Origin of the sequence: Nostoc sp. C110, from assembly GCF_043099725.1 — a bacterium.
Taxonomy (GTDB): Bacteria; Cyanobacteriota; Cyanobacteriia; order Cyanobacteriales; family Nostocaceae; genus Nostoc; species Nostoc muscorum_A.
Map to the genome: position 1 here is coordinate 3,479,571 of NZ_CP171148.1, position 17,575 is coordinate 3,497,145.

Here is a 17,575-nt window from a genome sequence, read left to right on the forward strand (position 1 = left end):
AGAAAGCTAGCTAATGAGAAAAGACATTTCATCTTTACTGAAGGTTTTGAAACGGCGTAGTCTCCCTGCAACAGCTACATTTGTTTCAGTAATTGGTGGGTCAGTTATTTACTTGGTTGTGACTCCACGATTGTATGAAACATCAGGGCGGCTAATACTAGACGAAAAACAAGTGAGCGTTTCCCAATTAGGACGCGAGCTTAGTCAAGTTCCTGTAACTACACCAGGAGGTTCTAACCCACTAGCTACTCAAGCAGAATTAATTAAGTCGCAACAAGTTTTGCAAAAAGCGATCGCTAAAATTGACTCTCCAAAAAAAATAACAACCGCCAAACTTAGTGAGAATTTGAAAGTCAAAATTATTCCAGCAACAAACATACTGGAACTGAGCTACCGATCACCAAATGCTATTTTAGCTGCCAAAGTTCTGAATGCTATCTCAGAAACAATGGTCAAGGAAAGTGCGGATGCAATTAGTTCAGAAGCTCGCTCTGTAAGGCAATTTTTAGAAGTGGAAGTTCCCAAACAGCGATCGCGGCTGAAAAGAGCTGAAACAGCAGAAAGTATCTACCGACAAAAAAGTGGCATTGTCTCTATTGAAGACCAAACGAGAACTCTAGTAGACAGTTTGGCAACATTGGAAAATCAACAACGGACTCTGATGGGTGGACTGCAAGAAATTCAGTCTCGCACTAGAAGCTTGGAGGGAATTACCAAAGCTGGCAATCTCAAAAATGCTTATTCAGCAGTGCGTGGTGGTGATGATGAAGAACTGAAAAAATTACGGGATAAATTGGTGGAATTGGAGGCACAGGTAGTTGAAGCTCGTGTGCGTTTTACAGAGAATCATCCTACCTTACTCAACCTCATAAAACGACGGGATGACCTACGTCAGTTGTATATACAAAAACTGGCTTTGGTGTCACCCAACAATAGGGCGATCGCTCCAGAAAAAGTCGCTAACGATCAGCTTTCCCAGAACTTAATATCTCAACTCATTACTCAAAGAATCGAGCGATCGGCTTTGGAAAATAAGCTCAAAACTGTCCAAGCTCAAAGTGTCAAACTCCAGGCTAGTCTGGTAGAACTACCAATTAAACAAAAAGCCCTCAATGCTCTGGTTCGCCAACGACAAGAAGCGGCAGATTCTCTCAAATTCCTACAAACTAAATTTGAAGAAGCACGAATCGCAGAGGCTCAAATAGTCAGCAATATCCGCATTATTGCTAAAGCGACAGTACCCGATTCACCCGCATCACCCAAGCAGTCAGCAGTGCTAGTAATTGCTATTTTCTTCGGTATGATTTTTGCCGTTGGGGTTGTGCTGTTATTGGAGGTGTTAGACAACACCTTGAGGGATGCATCACAAGCAGAGGAATTACTTAAGTTGCCATTGCTAGGAATATTGCCACGTCTCACAGCTAACACCCTAAAGCTAGATTCAGCAGAAAATTTCTTAAATAATGTGGGTTTGGTTGAGCCGTATCGAATGCTCCTCAAGACTCTAGAATTTCGTAGTCGTGAGAGCTTGCAGTTGATTGTTGTTAGTAGCGCCCTCTCTGGCGAAGGCAAATCAATTGTTGTTTCACATCTAGCTACTGTCTCTGCCATGTTGTCGCGCCGGACATTGATTATTGATGCCGATTTACATAGACCTGTACAACATCAATTGTTTAACTTAGCTGCAACGCCAGGAATTAGCGACGTGCTGGAAAACAATCAATCTCTACTGGAGGTGATTCGCCCAACAGCAATTGATAATCTTTCAGTCTTAACTTGTGGTGGACTACACCATTGTCCTTCTCAGTTACTAGAGTCTACAGCGATGAAATCTCTGATAGCAGAAGCGACAGCACATTTTGATTTGGTAATTATAGATACTCCTCCTCTATGTGCAAGTATTGATGCTGCCACATTGACCCAGCAAAGTCACGGAATCATATTAGTTACTCGTCCCGGCTGGACTCACAAAGAGGTTTTGCAAAAGACAGTATCAGAATTAACTGAAAATGGCATACCTATACTGGGGGGCGTGGTGAATGATATGGCTACTGAGCTTGAAAAGTATTACCGCAATTCTGTAAATAAATACCAATTAAACAGGCGTTTGACCACTCAAGGATTATCCAATACTTCTAGCGATGAGGTCTGAAGATGTTAACCAATCAACATTCAAGTCGATCTCTGGCTTTGGCAATTTTGCTTGGGTTAGCAACTGTGGGGGCTGCTATCATTGCAGGATTCTTAGTAGGAAGCAGTGCTAAATTAGTGGGTTTAGCTATAGTTGCAGTAGGGATAGTTTTTTACTTCTTTACCAAGTTTGAGCAAGCAGTATTGGTATTATTGATATTGCGTAGCTCACTCGATGTTTTCTCAGATCTACAGATACCTGCGGTCTTTGCTATTGGGCTAGATGTTCTGACTTTGCTGTATGTAATAGTCTCGTTGTTGACGGGTCACATTGTCCGCACCGATAGATTTTGGTGGTTTTTAGCTGGCTGGGTTTTGCTACAAGGCTTATGGCTCATTCTCCTACCTTTAGGAGCATTGGGGTTGGATGCTTCATATTTACCAGCTAGTATCCGTGAGTGGGTACGTCTATTTTCTTGGGTGATGGTCTATTTACTAGTAATGCAGCTCAAGGATCGACTCCCTCCCCAAAAAGTGATTTCTAGCCTATTTTTAGCTCTCCTCTTACCGATCGCCATCGGGTTATTGCAGATATTTCAAGCAAGCGATCGCATTGTAGGTACTTTCGGTACAGCAAATACCTTTGCGACTTTTTTATTATTGTTTATTAGCCTTGTGTTTTGGAAGCTGAACGGAACACAGCAACGCTGGTTTTGGTTGATGTTGTTAGGCTTACTGTGTTTTTTCTTTGTCAGTACCAAGACCCTATTTAGCTTAATGATGATTGCGGTTTTTGTTCTAGTTTTAATTACTCCTAGATTAAATGTAGCCAAGTTAATTAGTGGAATGTTGTTGTTGGGGTTAATCATCGCCTTGTTTGCTAGTACGGAGTTTGGGCAACAACGTCTAGCCTCCATTACTCAAACACCACTACTTAATCCAGACATCGATATATCAAAGGCAATTTTGTTGTCACAAGGAGACTCCAATAGTTTTAATTGGCGGCTTTCTCAATGGTATCTACTACTTAATGCTTGGAAACAGAGTCCAATTTTTGGTTATGGTTTAGGGCTGAGTATACCAGTGGCGGGTAATGGCCTGCTTCCCCACAACGATTACATCCGAGCTTTAGTAGAAGGAGGAATCATTGGTTTAGTATCTTTTTTGGCGTTGTTTGCTGCTCAGTTCACACATCTTTTGCTATTAATTCAGCAGACACCATATGGGAGTAAACAACGCAACTTGTGTTTTATTTTGTTAGCTATGCTGACATCCATACCTGTGGGAATGATTACCGAAAATATTTGGAGCCATACTACCTTATTCTTCTACTGGTGGACTTTGCTAGCAGTTGCTGGCTGGAATTGGAATGAACAGCAAATTAGAGAGGATATGACATTTAAATAAATAGAATATCATTCTATTTAATTTAACTGCTCTAGTCTCTTAAAGATAATTTTTGCTGATATTATTTTGGATAAAGAAATGAATAAGATAATTGATTATTTACTTCAAGATTGGCAAATTAATCAGGATACAAGCTTCAAATCTCGTTTGGTTTTATTGATGTTTCGATTAAATAAAATAGTGATAAATTTACCAATCTTTGGTAAAGAAATATCAAAAATTTATCGATTTTTTTATCAGTTTATAGTAGAGTATATATTAGGTATTGAGTTACCTTGGGATACAAAAATCGGCTCAAACCTTAAGCTCCAACACGGTCATGCTTTGGTTGTTAATCATGAAACTGTAATTGGTGCAAATTGTACTTTGAGACATTCGACAACTATTGGTAATAAAAAATTACCAGATGATTCTATCAGTGCATCACCACAAATAGGTAATAATGTAGATATAGGCTCAAATGTTGTAATTATTGGTCCAATAAAACTTGGTGATAATGTTGTTATTGGAGCGGGTTCTGTAGTTGTAAAAGATATTCCTCAAGGTGCTGTAGTTGCAGGAAATCCAGCAAAGATTATTCGTCTGATAAACAGCAATCCGACTGAGTTATCTACACGTAATTTAGAAAATAATTTTGAACTGCCTACTAACACTTTCAATTAATCTATAACCTCATTGATTGCCTACTTTTTGAGGTTTGAATGCTGGCGAAATGAAAACCGAGATGAAAACCGAAATGAAAACAAGTTATCAGACTACTAATTTTTTACGGTCTGAAAAAAAACTTCAAGAAGTAATATCCAGGTTACAGGCATACTATAGTCATACGATCACAAATCCTCAATGGACTGTGATATCTATATTGAGTCGATTTGTATTTTTGAGAAATTTAATAAAATTATTATCTAGAACCCCTAAATTAAATCACTATGATTTACATAAATCTCTTTTTCAAGAAATTGACGTAGATCGAGTTGTCTATTCTTTAAATAAATATGGTTGCTATTTAGGTATAAAACTACCAAAGATTATTTATCAAGAAATAATTATGTTTGCTATGTCTACAGATTGTTATGGTAATTTAGATAGCAAATGCGGCTTCCTTTATTCTCAGAAAAAACAAGCAGAGAAAAAACACAAAGCCCCTTTCTCTACCGCGACATACTTCAACATAGATATTCTTTGTCCAGCAATTAAGAGACTTAGTAATGATCCAGGCATCAAAATGATTGCGGCCAAATATATGAAAACAGAGCCGATTTTTACAGATGCCAGGCTTTGGTGGACATTTCCTGTTAACAAAAAAAATTATGATGTTAGTAAAACAGCCAGTTTCTTTCATTATGATCCGGATGACTATAGTTGCCTTAGATTTTTCTTTTACTTAACTGATGTAGATTTACAGAGTGGCCCCCACATTTGCATCTGTGGTAGCCATATAAAAAAAAAGATTACCCAAATTGTTTCTCTAACTCAACGGACAGATGAAGAAGTTCTAAACTCTTATAGCCATGAAGACGTTTTAACGATTTGTGGAGAGGCAGGTTCTGGTTTTATTGAAGATCCCTATTGTTTTCATAAAGCGACTCGCCCATTGCTTAAGGATCGTTTGATATTGCAATTAAGATTTGCCACCAGAGATTACGGTATTCTCAAGAGTTCCAAAAACCCATATTTACTGAAGAATATTTTTGAGCATAGTCAGTAGTAATTTAATAGATGAATACTAATCCATGCTAAAAGTTTCTGTTATAATTCCAGCCTACAATGCGATGCACTATTTACCAAAAACTGTGTCTAGTGTATTGCAACAAACCTTCACTAATTTTGAAATATTAATCATTAATGATGGTAGTTCAGACAACATTCAAGAATGGGTATTGAATCTAACTGATAAACGAGTAAAACTCATTTCGCAACAAAATCAAGGAGTATCTGTAGCACGCAACATAGGCATTAGTCAGGCTCAAGGAGAATACATAGCATTTTTAGATTCTGATGACCTCTGGAATGCAACTAAATTAGAAAAACAAGTTCGTTGTTTGGATCATAATCCAACAATTGGTTTAGTACATACTTGGATGGCTGTAATTGATGAGCAGGGTAAACCCACAGGCAAAGTAATGAAATCAAAGACAGAAGGTAGTGTATGGAAACAACTAGTTGAGAAAAATACAGTAGCTTGTTCTTCAGTGATGGTTCGACGTTTGTGTTTTCAAAAGTTAGGAGGATTTTCACCTCGTCAGAATGAATACCCTGTTGATGTTGAAGATTGGGAAATGTGGATTCGCATTGCTGCTCATTATCCTTTTACAGTCATTAAAGAACCTTTAATATCCTATCGCCAACACATTAGTAATACTTCCACAAACTGGCAATCTCTTAATAAAGCTTACCGTATAGTCATAGAGAAAGCATTTCAAACTGCATCACCAGAGCTACTATATTTGAAGAACCGCAGTTATGGACATGCTAACCTTCGTCTTGCTTGGAAATGCCTGCAAAACAGAGATCGAGATTATAAGCAGGCACTTAATTTTCGGCAACAAGCTCTCATACACTATCCTCAGCTACGTTACAGTTGGGAGTACATTCGCCTGAGTTTGGCAATAGTTGCACTGCAATTATTTGGAGTTAATACCTACACCCAGGTTTTGAAACTGATTTACAAACTAAGAAGACACTTATCGAGTCTTGGAAAAGAAAGTTTCATCTATTCAAGGTTAAAAATTAAATGATTCCCGATTTATCTATAGCTTCGACTAATCAAACTATTAGCCAAAAGAGGCTCAAAATACTTTATGTTGGCATGAAGTATAACTATGGTAAACCAGAACAAGGTTACAGCTTTGAACACTGCAATTTTTACGACTCCCTGATGAGAATTGGTCACGAAATTCTGTACTTCGACTTCATGACACTGTTGCATAAGTATGGACATTTAGGGATGAATCATAGGTTAATGGAAGTGGTAAAGACTGAACAACCAGACTTGATGTTTACGTTTTTATTCACTAATGAACTCGATCCAAAAGTAGTTAGAGAAATTTCCGAAAATACTGACACTATTACTCTTAACTGGTTTGCTGATGATCACTGGCGCTTTGAAAATTTTTCTTGTTTTTTGGCACCTTGCTTTAATTGGGTAGTTACCACAGCCCAAAGTGCTTTACCGAAATATGAACAAATAGGATACCGCAATGTGATTAAAAGCCAGTGGGGCTGTAATCATTTTTTATATCGCAAGTTAGATTTGCCACTCAAATATGATGTAACTTTTGTAGGTCAACCTCATAGCAATAGAAGGCAGGTAATTGAGACACTGGCGAAATCAGGGATAAAAGTTCATGTATGGGGAAACGGCTGGAAAATAGGGCGCTTGTCACAAGCAGAAATGATTGAAGTATTCAACCAAAGCCGCATCAACTTAAACTTGCAAAACTCCTTTATGGTCGGGCGAAAAAACAATCTTACCAAGAAGTTTGTTTCTCAGTGCCTTGATTTTGTTCCATATGGAGATCAGCTAAAAGTAAAAGGTAGTGAGTTATATGATAAATTCCACCAAAATTTTCTACCTGTTGATTCTGTATCAGAACAGCCTAAATCTGACGGCCAACAAAATTATGAACAAATCAAAGGAAGAAATTTTGAGGTTCCTGGATGCGGTGGATTCTTATTGACTGGTAAGGCAGAAAATTTGAATGAATATTACCGAATAGGTCAGGAAGTAGAGTGCTTTAACACAAATGAAGTTTTAATTGATCAGATAAAGTATTACTTAGAACATGAAGAACAGCGCCTTGCTATTGCCAAGGCTGGCTACGAGCGGACTTTGAATGAACATACCTATGTGCATCGCTTCACAGAAATCTTTCAAAAAATAGGTTTGATATCCCAAGAAATAAATTATTTTTCAGATAAACCATAAACTAAAATTTTATCATGTAATATCTCAGCTAAATATAATGCTTACATAGCATAAAAATTTAAATTTTGTAAATCAGTTAACTTTATACGAATTGTTCGTTTTTTATAAGCAAGACAACAACCAATTATTAAAACTAAAAAGGAAGACTAAAAATGCCAAGAGTTTCTGTTGTGATACCTGCTTATAATGCTATGGTCTATCTACCAAAAACTGTAGAAAGTGTGTTAAATCAGACTTTTACAGATTTTGAAGTATTAATTATTAACGATGGTAGTTCAGACCATATTGTAGAGTGGGTAACTAGTCTGTTAGACCCACACATAAAATTGATTTCGCAAGCAAACCAAGGTGTATCTATAGCACGCAACACTGGTATAGCTCATGCTCAAGGTGAGTATATAGCTTTTTTAGATGCTGACGATTTGTGGGAGCCGACAAAGTTAGAAAAGCAAGTACATTGTCTGGATAATAAACCGACAGTAGGTTTGGTTTATACTTGGACGATTTTAGTTGATGAGATGGAAAATGCTACTGGCAAAATTTATGCTTCTCATGCAGAAGGTGATGTGTGGCAACAACTTCTAGTAACTGATGAAATGTGTAATAGCAGTTCAGCAATGGTACGGCGTTGTTGTTTTGAAAGAGTGGGAGTATTTGATCAAAACTTAGCCTTTGCAGAAGATATGGATATGTGGCTGAGAATTGCTGCTTGTTATCCCTTTGCAGTAGTTAAAGAAACTTTAACCTTCTATCGGCAGCATTCTACAAATACAACCAAAAATCGTGAGCGGATGATTCAGGGTTTGCGGACTCTGATAGAGAAAACATTTGAGTCTGTACCATTAGAGTTACTGCATTTGAGAAACCGAGCTTATGCAAGTACTAACTTGGGTTTAGCATGGGTCGCTATAGATGAAGGTAACTACACAAAGGCAATTCATTTCCGTCAGCAAGCTATGCTGCATTATCCACAAATATGCTACTCGGAGAAATTTATTCGCTTGAGTTTAGCAGTTTTATTAATGCGCTGCTTTGGTCCACATGGCTACGACGGAATACGAAGTCTAACCCATTTATTACGTCGGCAAATTTTAAGTTTTGCACGATAAAATTTTCTTTTTTTATCTCTAGGCTTTGAAAATAATTAAGTAAAATATGCCTAAAGTTTCTGTTGTCATTCCCGCCTATAATGCTATGGCTTATCTGCCAAAAACTTTAGAGAGTGTTTTAAGGCAGACTTTCACAGATTTTGAAGTATTAATTATTAATGATGGCAGTTCAGATTGTATTTCAGAATGGTTTGCTAGCGTGACAGATTCGCGTGTTAAACTTATTTCGCAGGAAAACCAAGGATTATCAGGAGCGCGCAATACAGGCATTGCTCAGGCACAAGGTGAATATATAGCATTTCTGGATGCTGACGATTTATGGGTCCCGACAAAACTGGAGAAACAAGTCCGTTGTTTCGAGGATAATTCAGCAGTAGGTTTGGTACATAACTGGACAATTTTAATTGATGAAACAGATAAACCTACAGGTGAACAATGGAGTCCTGATTCAGAGGGAAATGTCTGGGAACAAATCATTATGATCAATTCAGTTAGTAGTGGTGCAGCAATAGTGCGCCGTTGTTGTTTTGAAAATGTCGGTGTATTTGCTCGTGATTTATCTGGTACAGCTGATTGGGATATGTGGATTCGTATTGCCTATCGTTATCCCTTTACAGTAGTGAAAGAACCTTTAACTTTTTATCGCCAGCATAGTCAAAATATGTCTAAAAACTGTCAGCACATGCTTGCAAATGCACGAATAGTTATTGAGAGAGCATATCAATCTGTTCCCTTAGAGTTGCTGTATTTGAGAAGCCGAGCCTATGCCTATTTTTACCGCTACCAAGCTTGGGTATCCATATATAGCGGTGACTACAAGCAAGCAATGTATTGCCGAAGGCAAGCATTTTTACACAATCCTCAGTTACGTTTCTCTAATAACTGTCTACGCTTGAGCCTAGCAATTTTTCTGACACGCTGGTTGGGTGTAGATAAGTACGCTAGCATACGCTCTCTCAAGCGTAATTTAAACCATAGGTTATTTAATGTTCCCACTGCTGCTACTGAATCCATAACAAATTAAATTACGAAGATTCTTATTACTGACTAGTTAATTCCAGCAATTATGACAAATTACAAATTATAGCAACTCAAAAAAACTTCCCTGAATTAGTTATAGAAGTAGGTTGTACAGAACAGCCATATTAATCATTTATCCATTTGGTCGATTATGTTAAGTTTAGTGAAAAATTTTGAGTTAACTTATGGTAGCTAGATATGAGTAGATTGAGAAGTAAACAACCTCGGCAAACACAAAAACCAGAATCGGGTTTAACTAGATTTGTCTACACATCTGAGAGTCGGATGCGGCATCCTTTTAAGTTGTTCAAGGAAATGGGACGAGATTTATTAGCCTCTCAAGAATTAGCTTGGCGACTTCTAGTAAGAGATATTAATGCTCAATACCGTCAATCATTTCTAGGAATTTTTTGGGCATTTATTCCGCCAATAATTACGGCAGCAGGTTTCACTTTTGCTAAAAGCAATGGTGTTATCAATATTGGTAATACAGAGTTACCGTATCCTGCCTATGTTATGTTCAGTATGACACTGTGGCAAACCTTCACAGAGGCACTAAATGGGCCACTCCAAGCAGTGAACGATGCCAAGTCAATGCTGGCAAGAATTAACTTTCCCCATGAAGCACTAATTCTTGCCAAACTAGGAGAAGTATTTTTTAACTTTGGTATCAAGCTCATATTAATTATAGGTTTATTTACCTGGTTTCATATCCCAGTTACTTGGAGCCTAATTTTAGCCCCAGTTGCATTAATTCATTTAGTCTTGTTAGGAACATTTATTGGTTTGTTGTTAGCACCGATGGGTGCTTTATACCAGGATTTTTCTAGAGGATTAACCTTGATTACTGGATTTTGGTTGTTTCTTACACCAGTAGTTTATCCAGTTCCCAGTCATGGAGTATTTGGCAGTATTGTGAAGCTAAATCCGGTTACACCTTTGTTAGTAACAACGCGAGAATTAGCAACAACAGGCTTTATATCAGACCCAGAAGGATTTTGGATAGCGAGTTTAATCGCAATTTTAGGATTGCTATTAGCTTGGATTATCTATCGTCTAGCAATGCCCTTTGTAATTGAGAGGATTAGTTCATAATTATGACGATTATCAATGAGCAAGAAATAGCAGCAAAGCAGCAGGGTGACGAAAGTAATATTGTCCTTTCTGTTAAGGGAGTTTCTAAAAAGTTTTGTCGAGATTTAAAGCGGTCTTTGATGTATGGAGTTCAGGATATAACTTCAGAATTATTAGGGTTGCGAGAAAAGAGTGATAAACTGCGAGAAAAAGAATTTTGGGCGCTAAATAACGTCAGTTTTGAATTGTGTCGAGGAGAAGCATTAGGCTTAGTTGGGAAAAATGGTAGTGGAAAATCAACACTACTGCGGATTATTGCTGGTTTGATTAAACCAGATAGTGGTTGTGTAGAAATTAATGGTCGAGTAGCACCGTTAATTGCCTTGGGAGCAGGATTTAATCCTATTTTGACAGGGAGAGAAAATATTTATGCCAATATGGCCATTTTGGGATTGTCTAAAAAGGAAATTGATGAGAGACTTGATGAAGTTATAGAGTTTGCAGAAATTGGGGATGCAATTGATGCACCTGTGCAGACTTATAGTTCTGGAATGGCTGCAAGGTTAGGATTTGCAAGTGCGATTCATACAGAGCCAGATATTCTCCTAATTGATGAAGTATTAGCTGTAGGAGATGCTAAATTTCGAGCTAAATGTCATCGTAGATTGGCTCAACTTCGAGATCGAGGAACATCATTTATACTTGTCTCTCATAATTCTTTATCAATCATAGCTGTTTGTGAGATGGCAGTTTATTTGTCAAAAGGTCAAATGCTTCTGAGTGGACAATCAAGTTTTGTAATTGACAAATACGAAGAGGATTTATTTATAGATTATAAGGGTAATAAAAAAGATAAAATATCAGCAGAATTTGTGCTGCCAGATCGAGCAGAACCAACAGGTTTACAAATAAAATCTTTATCATTCAGAGATAATGATGGCAATATTCTCGAACACCTTGTCAGTGGTAAACCTGCTTGTCTCAACGTTCATGGTTATACATTTGAAAATCTGTATGATGTCAATCTAAGCGTTATAGTCAATCATCTATCAGAGTCAAACGAGGAAGTATTAGTCTTAAAATCTAGTTATGATGGGCAATCATTTAATTTATATTCAGGAAAATTTACCATACAACTTTATATCCCTTATTGTGGTTTAAAAGCAGGTGTATATTCCGCAAAAGTTAATTTGAGCAATAGTCCATACTTCAATGTTCTTGATTTCGTAGAATCATATAAATTTGTAGTTAAACCCGTTAAAAATATGAATAAATGTTTATATTATCAGCCAAGAGATTGGAAATTAATAAATTAAGCTATTTTATAGAGATAAAATATGAAAGCGCAAAAAATAGTAATTTGTGGAGAAGTGTTTAGCAACAATGTAGGAGACGCAGTTATCGCTGAAACCTTCTCATATTTAATTAAAAACTCAATACCATCCGTAAAGGTTGACTTTCTCGATTTATCACTTCGAGAAAATTTAGACAAATATATTCTTGTTGAACAAGAAATTCCTAGCATTGATACTTCAAAGACATCATTAAAATTTTTTATTTGGAAATTAATAGTAAAAATTTTTTCTCATAGAGGTGCAACTACTTTATGGTGGTTTTTTAAATGGAAACCGCAGAGATATAGACTTTACAAGCATAAATTAGAGGGAGCCTCTGTGCTTATTATCGGAGGAGGACAATTACTTGCTGATAACAACTTTGATTTTCCTTTAAAAATATATGATGTTTCTCAATGTGCTAAAAAATTAGGTTTACCTTTTTATTTTTATGGCTGTGGAGTTAGCTATCATTGGTCAAGATTAGCTACCTTTTTATTTAGTCAAGCTTTGAGTAATGCCACAAGTATTACTGTGAGAGATATTGAATCTCTGAACAGACTATCTAAACGTATACCAGGAATCTTAACAAAATTAAGTGCCTCTCATGATATAGCAACTTGCTGTGCAGAAGCTTATGGAATTCACAGAAAAGAAAATTCTCAGTATATAGGATTAGGTGTTGCTGAACCTGATGTCTTAAAAAGACATTCCAAGGAACTAGTACAAGATTTCTTTACTGAAACTAAATTATTACAATTTTGGATTGATATTGCTCATGAACTTATTAATAGGAAATTACAATTTAAGTTTTTTACTAATGGTTCTCCTAATGACCAATTATTTGCAGAAACAATAGTCGACTCCTTAGTTGAATCACGCGATCGCTCTGATATTCTACTACCAAGACCTACAAATGGTAAGGCACTTGTCAAAACAATTAGCAATTTTCGAGGAATTGTCGCTTTTAGATTGCATGCTTGTATAGTAGCCTATTCTTTAGGTATCCCAGTTATTGGTATCAAATGGGATGATAAATTAGAAAGCTTTTTTAAGGAAAGCAAGCAAGAAAATTATTGTTTTGAAGCAAGCAGTATTACTCCTGCAAAATTAGTTGATGGTATAGTTGATACTATTTCCAAAGGAGTTGATTCAGATACGTTGAGTTCCATGAAAACAACAACTATTCAAGCTGTAAAAGAACAACTAGCATTAGCCATAAAACGTTCTTAAATCAAAAAAACAATTGTAACAAGTAGAAATGATGCAGATTTGTTTTTGAAACAGTTGTGTAGTTACCAATTTTTAGCCATGTCAATTTGATTGTAATTGATTTATTAGTAATGCGATGAGTGCAGCTTTTTCACTAAAAAATAAATTTAGTCACATCAATTGTTTATTAAACAACCAAAAGAATCTTTCAAATATCTAGTTAATTTTTATGGACTCATATCCAAACCTTCGAGTGTTGCTAGTTCCAGATTCAATACATTGGGTTACAGGAACAATTGCTACTGAAATTTCTAATAAAGTTCCAGGAATTGAAGCATATATCTGTTCTGAACCTGTTTTACATGAGTTACTCTCACACTGTAATGGACAATTTCCCCTGCCATTAGATGTCGTCCATTTTCTTACTCCCCATATAGCCACTGCTTTATTTCCTGCCTTTTCAGAAACTACAGCTTGTGTTGCAACCATACACCATTTTGAAAATTTATGGAGTATTGAGCCTGCACCTTATGCAGACAGTATTATGACCGTTTGCTCTCAATGGCATGATTTTTTAATCGAAAAAGGTATTGCTCAAGATCGGCTAGTGATGGTTCGTAATGGCGTAAACACAGAACTTTTTCATTCTGCTGGTGAAGAAGAACGTAAGGATTTGCGTCGGCGGTACGGAATTCCTGATGATGCTTTTGTTATAGGATTTTCTGCAAAAAGGTCAAGTGATTCATGTAATCGAAAGGGTATCAATATTCTAGAAAAACTTATTGATGAAAGTAATGCAAACTTTCCGTCTGCTTGGTGGGTTATACGAGGCCCAGGTTGGCAATCACTTGTTCAACAAAAGAGACAAAATGGAGCTAGAATAACACATTTACCATTTTTATTAGAAAAAAATGATGTTGCTGAAAGCTATCGGTTAATGGATGCATACGTTGTAACGGCACGCATTGAGGGCGGGCCAGTACCGTTAATTGAAGCAATGAGTTCGGGGCTTTGCTGTGTAACTACTGAAGTTGGTTTAGCTCCAGAGTTAATCCAGAATGGTATCAATGGTTTTCTTGCTAGCTTTGATGATGCTGCAATATTTTTAAAAAAGCTTGCATTTTTAGAGAAGAATCAAGAAGTGCGGCAACGTATTGGTATGGCTGCACGACAAACTATAGTAGACAATCTTAAATGGGAACAAACATTGAGAAGTATTCCTGAGCTTTATCAGACTGCTATTTCTGCATTCACAAAAAGAAAATTATTATCGCCAAAATTTAGAGATGATTCTCGATATAAAACTATCACGGAATGCTCAAAAAGACGTTTGAGAAACTGGATTGCCGATAGAGAGTTGTTAGCACTTATCCACCTGCTACAAGCCGAGGGAGAATCTGAAATTACTCGTCGTTTAGCTAACTCAGCAATACTTAATAAACCCTTTAATTGGGAAATATTATCTCTATACAGTTCTCACTCTAGTATCTCTAGTCTTATAGAAATAGCCAAAAGGACAAAAATAACTATGAAAAGAGTAATATCGAAAGCAATTACTGTTACAAAATAATCAAGAATATCTTGGATTCTAATTTCTTGAGATAGATTCAACCGTTCGCCTGGCTTTTATAAATAGAACCTATTTTCTTCGATAAATAGAAAATAATTAAGCAAATAAAAAGGAAGTATTCGTATGAAGTTATAATTTTTTACTTAAAATTTAAAACTATTAAAATAGAGCAATTAAAAAACTTTTACTTGAAATAAGTACTGTCAAAAAATAAAATTTGTTTAGATTGGTGATAAAAGTATGCGTATTGGATTTGCTACGACAGAATATGTCACTGAAAAATATTTTAGTGGTGGTTTAGCGAACTATCTACATCGAATAGCCAAGGCATTATTGTCTTTAGGGCATGAGGTTCATATTGTAGTTCTCTCAGAAATCGATCGAGCTGAATTTGAATACGAAGGTATTCAGATTCATCGCCTAACTTTAGGAAAAATACAACAAAGACTAGATAAACTAAGTCGATATAGTATGTGCCAAACATCACAATGTTTGGACTTTAGCTTTCAGGTTTATCGTAAACTTTTAAAATTACACAAACAGCAACCTTTCGATATTGTTCAGTTCCCAGATTGGGATGCGTGTGGTGTGATTTCAAGCCTTATTTTGCCTATTCCACAGGTAACACGTATTTCTGCATATCGTCCGGTCTGGTATGAAAGGTCTGGGGAACAGCGCGATCGCGATGAGCAAATCATACAGTGGTTGGAGGGGCTTCAGATGCGCCTGAACAAACACATTTATGTACCAAGTTGTACTGTTAAGCGACTACTGGCTCAACAAGCAAAAATAACTAATGTTCAGGTCATCCGCACACCTTTTTATTTAGAAACATCAGATTGGGATTCATCTGTCTTCAATGAATACTTACAAGGCAAAAAATATTTGCTATTCTTCGGTCGTTTTCAACTCCTTAAAGGATTTCATATATTAGCTCAAGCGCTACCTCAAGTCTTTGAGAAACATCCAGACTGTCATGCTGTCTTTGTAGGGCGGGATTTATCATCTCCTCTTGCACCTTCCATGAAGGAATATGCCCTTTCCCTCTGTAATCAATATGCAGACCGCCTCATCTTTATCGATCAGATACCCCATACCCAGTTATATCCTGTTATCGCTGGCGCTAAACTTGTTGTCTTACCGTCTCTGATTGATAACTTGCCCAATGCTTGTTTAGAAGCTATGGGATTGGGTAAACCTATTATTGGAACGATTGGTGCTAGTTTTGAGGAACTGCTGACCGAGGGAGAAACAGGCTTTCTTGTACTTGTGGGTGAAGTAAATGCACTAGCTAGCAAAATAAATGAAGTATGGATGCACCCTAGTTTAAACGAAATTGGTCAAGCAGCAAAGTGGAAGGTTCAAGAATTTGCGATTGAAAATACAGTGAAAGAACTCTTAAATTACTACGAAAAGGTGATTCGAGATATTAAATATGCTTAAAGTTTTCAAACCCAATCTTTTTTGAGGAATGAGCTTATGCTTAAAAAGGCTTTCCAAACTAAATCTTCTAAATCTTATTTGCTGATATTTATCCTAGTCTTAGCTCCTGACTTTGTTAACTTTTTTAAAAATGTATCAACTCCAGATGAAATATTCTTTCAAACTATTATTATGAATTAACCTTTTAAAGAAAAAATAATCACCGAACATATGACTCATACACTGTGGCTAGATTCTCCAAATCATCCAGAAATATTGGGTATCAATGATTTTAATCAATTATCTCAATCACCTTGTTTATATGCCCGAAAATTTGATGCCAGTAAAGATTCAAAAATATTAGATTTAATCGAAAAATATCTTTTAGGATAATGACATGAGCAGCAATTCACTAGTGTCTATAATTGTCATTTTTTTAAATGCCGAGCAATTTATTCAAGAAGCAATAGAAAGTGTATTTGCCCAAACTTATGAAAATTGGGAACTATTACTAGTAGATGATGGTTCTACTGATGGTAGTACAGTTATTGCCCAACAATATGCCCAAAAATACCCTGGCAAAGTGCGCTATGTGGAACATGAAGGTCACCAAAATCGCGGCATGAGCGCAACGCGTAATCTGGGTATTCGTAATGCTAAAGGCAAATACATAGCGTTGTTAGATTCCGATGATGTCTGGTTGCCACAAAAATTAGAACAGCAGGTAGATATTATGGAATCTCATCCAGAAACTGCGATGGTCTTTGGGCAATCTCTATACTGGGAAAGTTGGACAGGTAATCCTGATGATAGTAATAAAGACTATATGCCAGAACTAGGTGTTGAGCCTAATACTCTTTTTAAACCTCCTACTCTAATGACTCTTTGCTATCCGTTAGGAAAAGCTACAGCCCCTTGCCCGTCGAATTTGCTATTGCGTCGTACAATCGTGGAACAAATAGGTGGTTTTGAAGAAGGTTTTACCGGAATATACCAGCTATATGAAGATCAGGCTTTCTTAAGCAAATTGTATTTGATTGGATCTGTATTTATAGCCAGTGAGTGTTGGGAACGACATCGGATTCATCCTAATTCTTGTGTAGCAAAAGTACACCAGAGCAATCAATACAACACTGTAAGATTATTTTTTCTAAACTGGTTAGAAAAATACTTGATAAAGCAAAATATCCAAGATCCTAAAATTTGGAATTTACTTCGTAAAGCATTATGGACTTATCAGCATCCACAGTTATACAAAATAACAGTAATTCCTCGGCTTTTTACAAAACGGATGATATGGCTTTTGAAATCCATAGCACGTCTAACGTTTCTCACCTCTATTCATCGTTGGCAGAAAGCTCAATTTTAA

At 36.6% G+C, this 17,575-nt stretch carries 15 protein-coding genes; all 15 read left to right on the forward strand.

Features of this window, described 5'->3' with window-relative positions; translation table 11 throughout:
* Positions 1-13 precede the first annotated feature (13 nt).
* The 15 genes from ACFFRD_RS20395 to ACFFRD_RS20465 all read left to right on the forward strand — a co-directional run bounded on the left by ACFFRD_RS20395 (position 14) and on the right by ACFFRD_RS20465 (position 17,575).
* The gene (locus tag ACFFRD_RS20395; protein WP_392482950.1) at positions 14-2,152 is read left to right on the forward strand and encodes a GumC family protein; all 2,139 of its coding nucleotides are present in this window, start codon (positions 14-16) and stop codon (positions 2,150-2,152) included.
* Positions 2,153-2,154: 2 nt separating this feature from the next.
* The gene (locus ACFFRD_RS20400; RefSeq protein ID WP_392482952.1) at positions 2,155-3,537 is read left to right on the forward strand and encodes an O-antigen ligase family protein; all 1,383 of its coding nucleotides are present in this window, start codon (positions 2,155-2,157) and stop codon (positions 3,535-3,537) included.
* 78 nt (positions 3,538-3,615) lie between these two features.
* Entirely contained in the window at positions 3,616-4,200 is a 585-nt protein-coding gene (locus ACFFRD_RS20405) for a serine acetyltransferase (RefSeq protein ID WP_392482953.1), read from the forward strand.
* Positions 4,201-4,261: 61 nt separating this feature from the next.
* Positions 4,262-5,245: a hypothetical protein gene (locus ACFFRD_RS20410; protein WP_392482954.1), complete on the forward strand. Its 984-nt coding sequence runs from the start codon at positions 4,262-4,264 to the stop codon at positions 5,243-5,245.
* Between the two features lie 25 nt (positions 5,246-5,270).
* Positions 5,271-6,275 carry a glycosyltransferase family 2 protein gene (locus ACFFRD_RS20415; RefSeq protein ID WP_392482955.1) on the forward strand — a complete coding sequence of 335 codons (1,005 nt, stop codon included), beginning with the start codon at positions 5,271-5,273 and terminating at the stop codon, positions 6,273-6,275.
* Between the two features lie 230 nt (positions 6,276-6,505).
* Positions 6,506-7,465: a glycosyltransferase gene (locus ACFFRD_RS20420; protein WP_392482956.1), complete on the forward strand. Its 960-nt coding sequence runs from the start codon at positions 6,506-6,508 to the stop codon at positions 7,463-7,465.
* Positions 7,466-7,617: 152 nt separating this feature from the next.
* Complete coding sequence (locus ACFFRD_RS20425; protein WP_392482957.1) at positions 7,618-8,574, forward strand: glycosyltransferase family 2 protein; 957 nt, start codon at positions 7,618-7,620, stop codon at positions 8,572-8,574.
* Positions 8,575-8,620: 46 nt separating this feature from the next.
* On the forward strand, positions 8,621-9,598 hold the full coding sequence (locus ACFFRD_RS20430) for a glycosyltransferase family 2 protein (RefSeq protein ID WP_392482958.1): 978 nt from the start codon (positions 8,621-8,623) through the stop codon (positions 9,596-9,598).
* Between the two features lie 281 nt (positions 9,599-9,879).
* Positions 9,880-10,689 carry an ABC transporter permease gene (locus tag ACFFRD_RS20435; protein ID WP_392483123.1) on the forward strand — a complete coding sequence of 270 codons (810 nt, stop codon included), beginning with the start codon at positions 9,880-9,882 and terminating at the stop codon, positions 10,687-10,689.
* A gap of 2 nt (positions 10,690-10,691) precedes the next feature.
* Positions 10,692-11,984: a polysaccharide ABC transporter ATP-binding protein gene (locus ACFFRD_RS20440; protein ID WP_392482959.1), complete on the forward strand. Its 1,293-nt coding sequence runs from the start codon at positions 10,692-10,694 to the stop codon at positions 11,982-11,984.
* Positions 11,985-12,005: 21 nt separating this feature from the next.
* Positions 12,006-13,235, forward strand: a complete 1,230-nt coding sequence (locus ACFFRD_RS20445) for a polysaccharide pyruvyl transferase family protein (RefSeq protein ID WP_392482960.1) — start codon at positions 12,006-12,008, stop codon at positions 13,233-13,235.
* Between the two features lie 208 nt (positions 13,236-13,443).
* Complete coding sequence (locus ACFFRD_RS20450; protein WP_392482961.1) at positions 13,444-14,784, forward strand: glycosyltransferase family 4 protein; 1,341 nt, start codon at positions 13,444-13,446, stop codon at positions 14,782-14,784.
* Between the two features lie 240 nt (positions 14,785-15,024).
* On the forward strand, positions 15,025-16,227 hold the full coding sequence (locus tag ACFFRD_RS20455; RefSeq protein WP_392482962.1) for a glycosyltransferase family 4 protein: 1,203 nt from the start codon (positions 15,025-15,027) through the stop codon (positions 16,225-16,227).
* 210 nt (positions 16,228-16,437) lie between these two features.
* Positions 16,438-16,599, forward strand: a complete 162-nt coding sequence (locus ACFFRD_RS20460) for a hypothetical protein (protein WP_392482963.1) — start codon at positions 16,438-16,440, stop codon at positions 16,597-16,599.
* Positions 16,600-16,603: 4 nt separating this feature from the next.
* Positions 16,604-17,575 (forward strand): glycosyltransferase family 2 protein, encoded by a 972-nt coding sequence (locus tag ACFFRD_RS20465; protein WP_392482964.1) that lies wholly within the window; start codon positions 16,604-16,606, stop codon positions 17,573-17,575.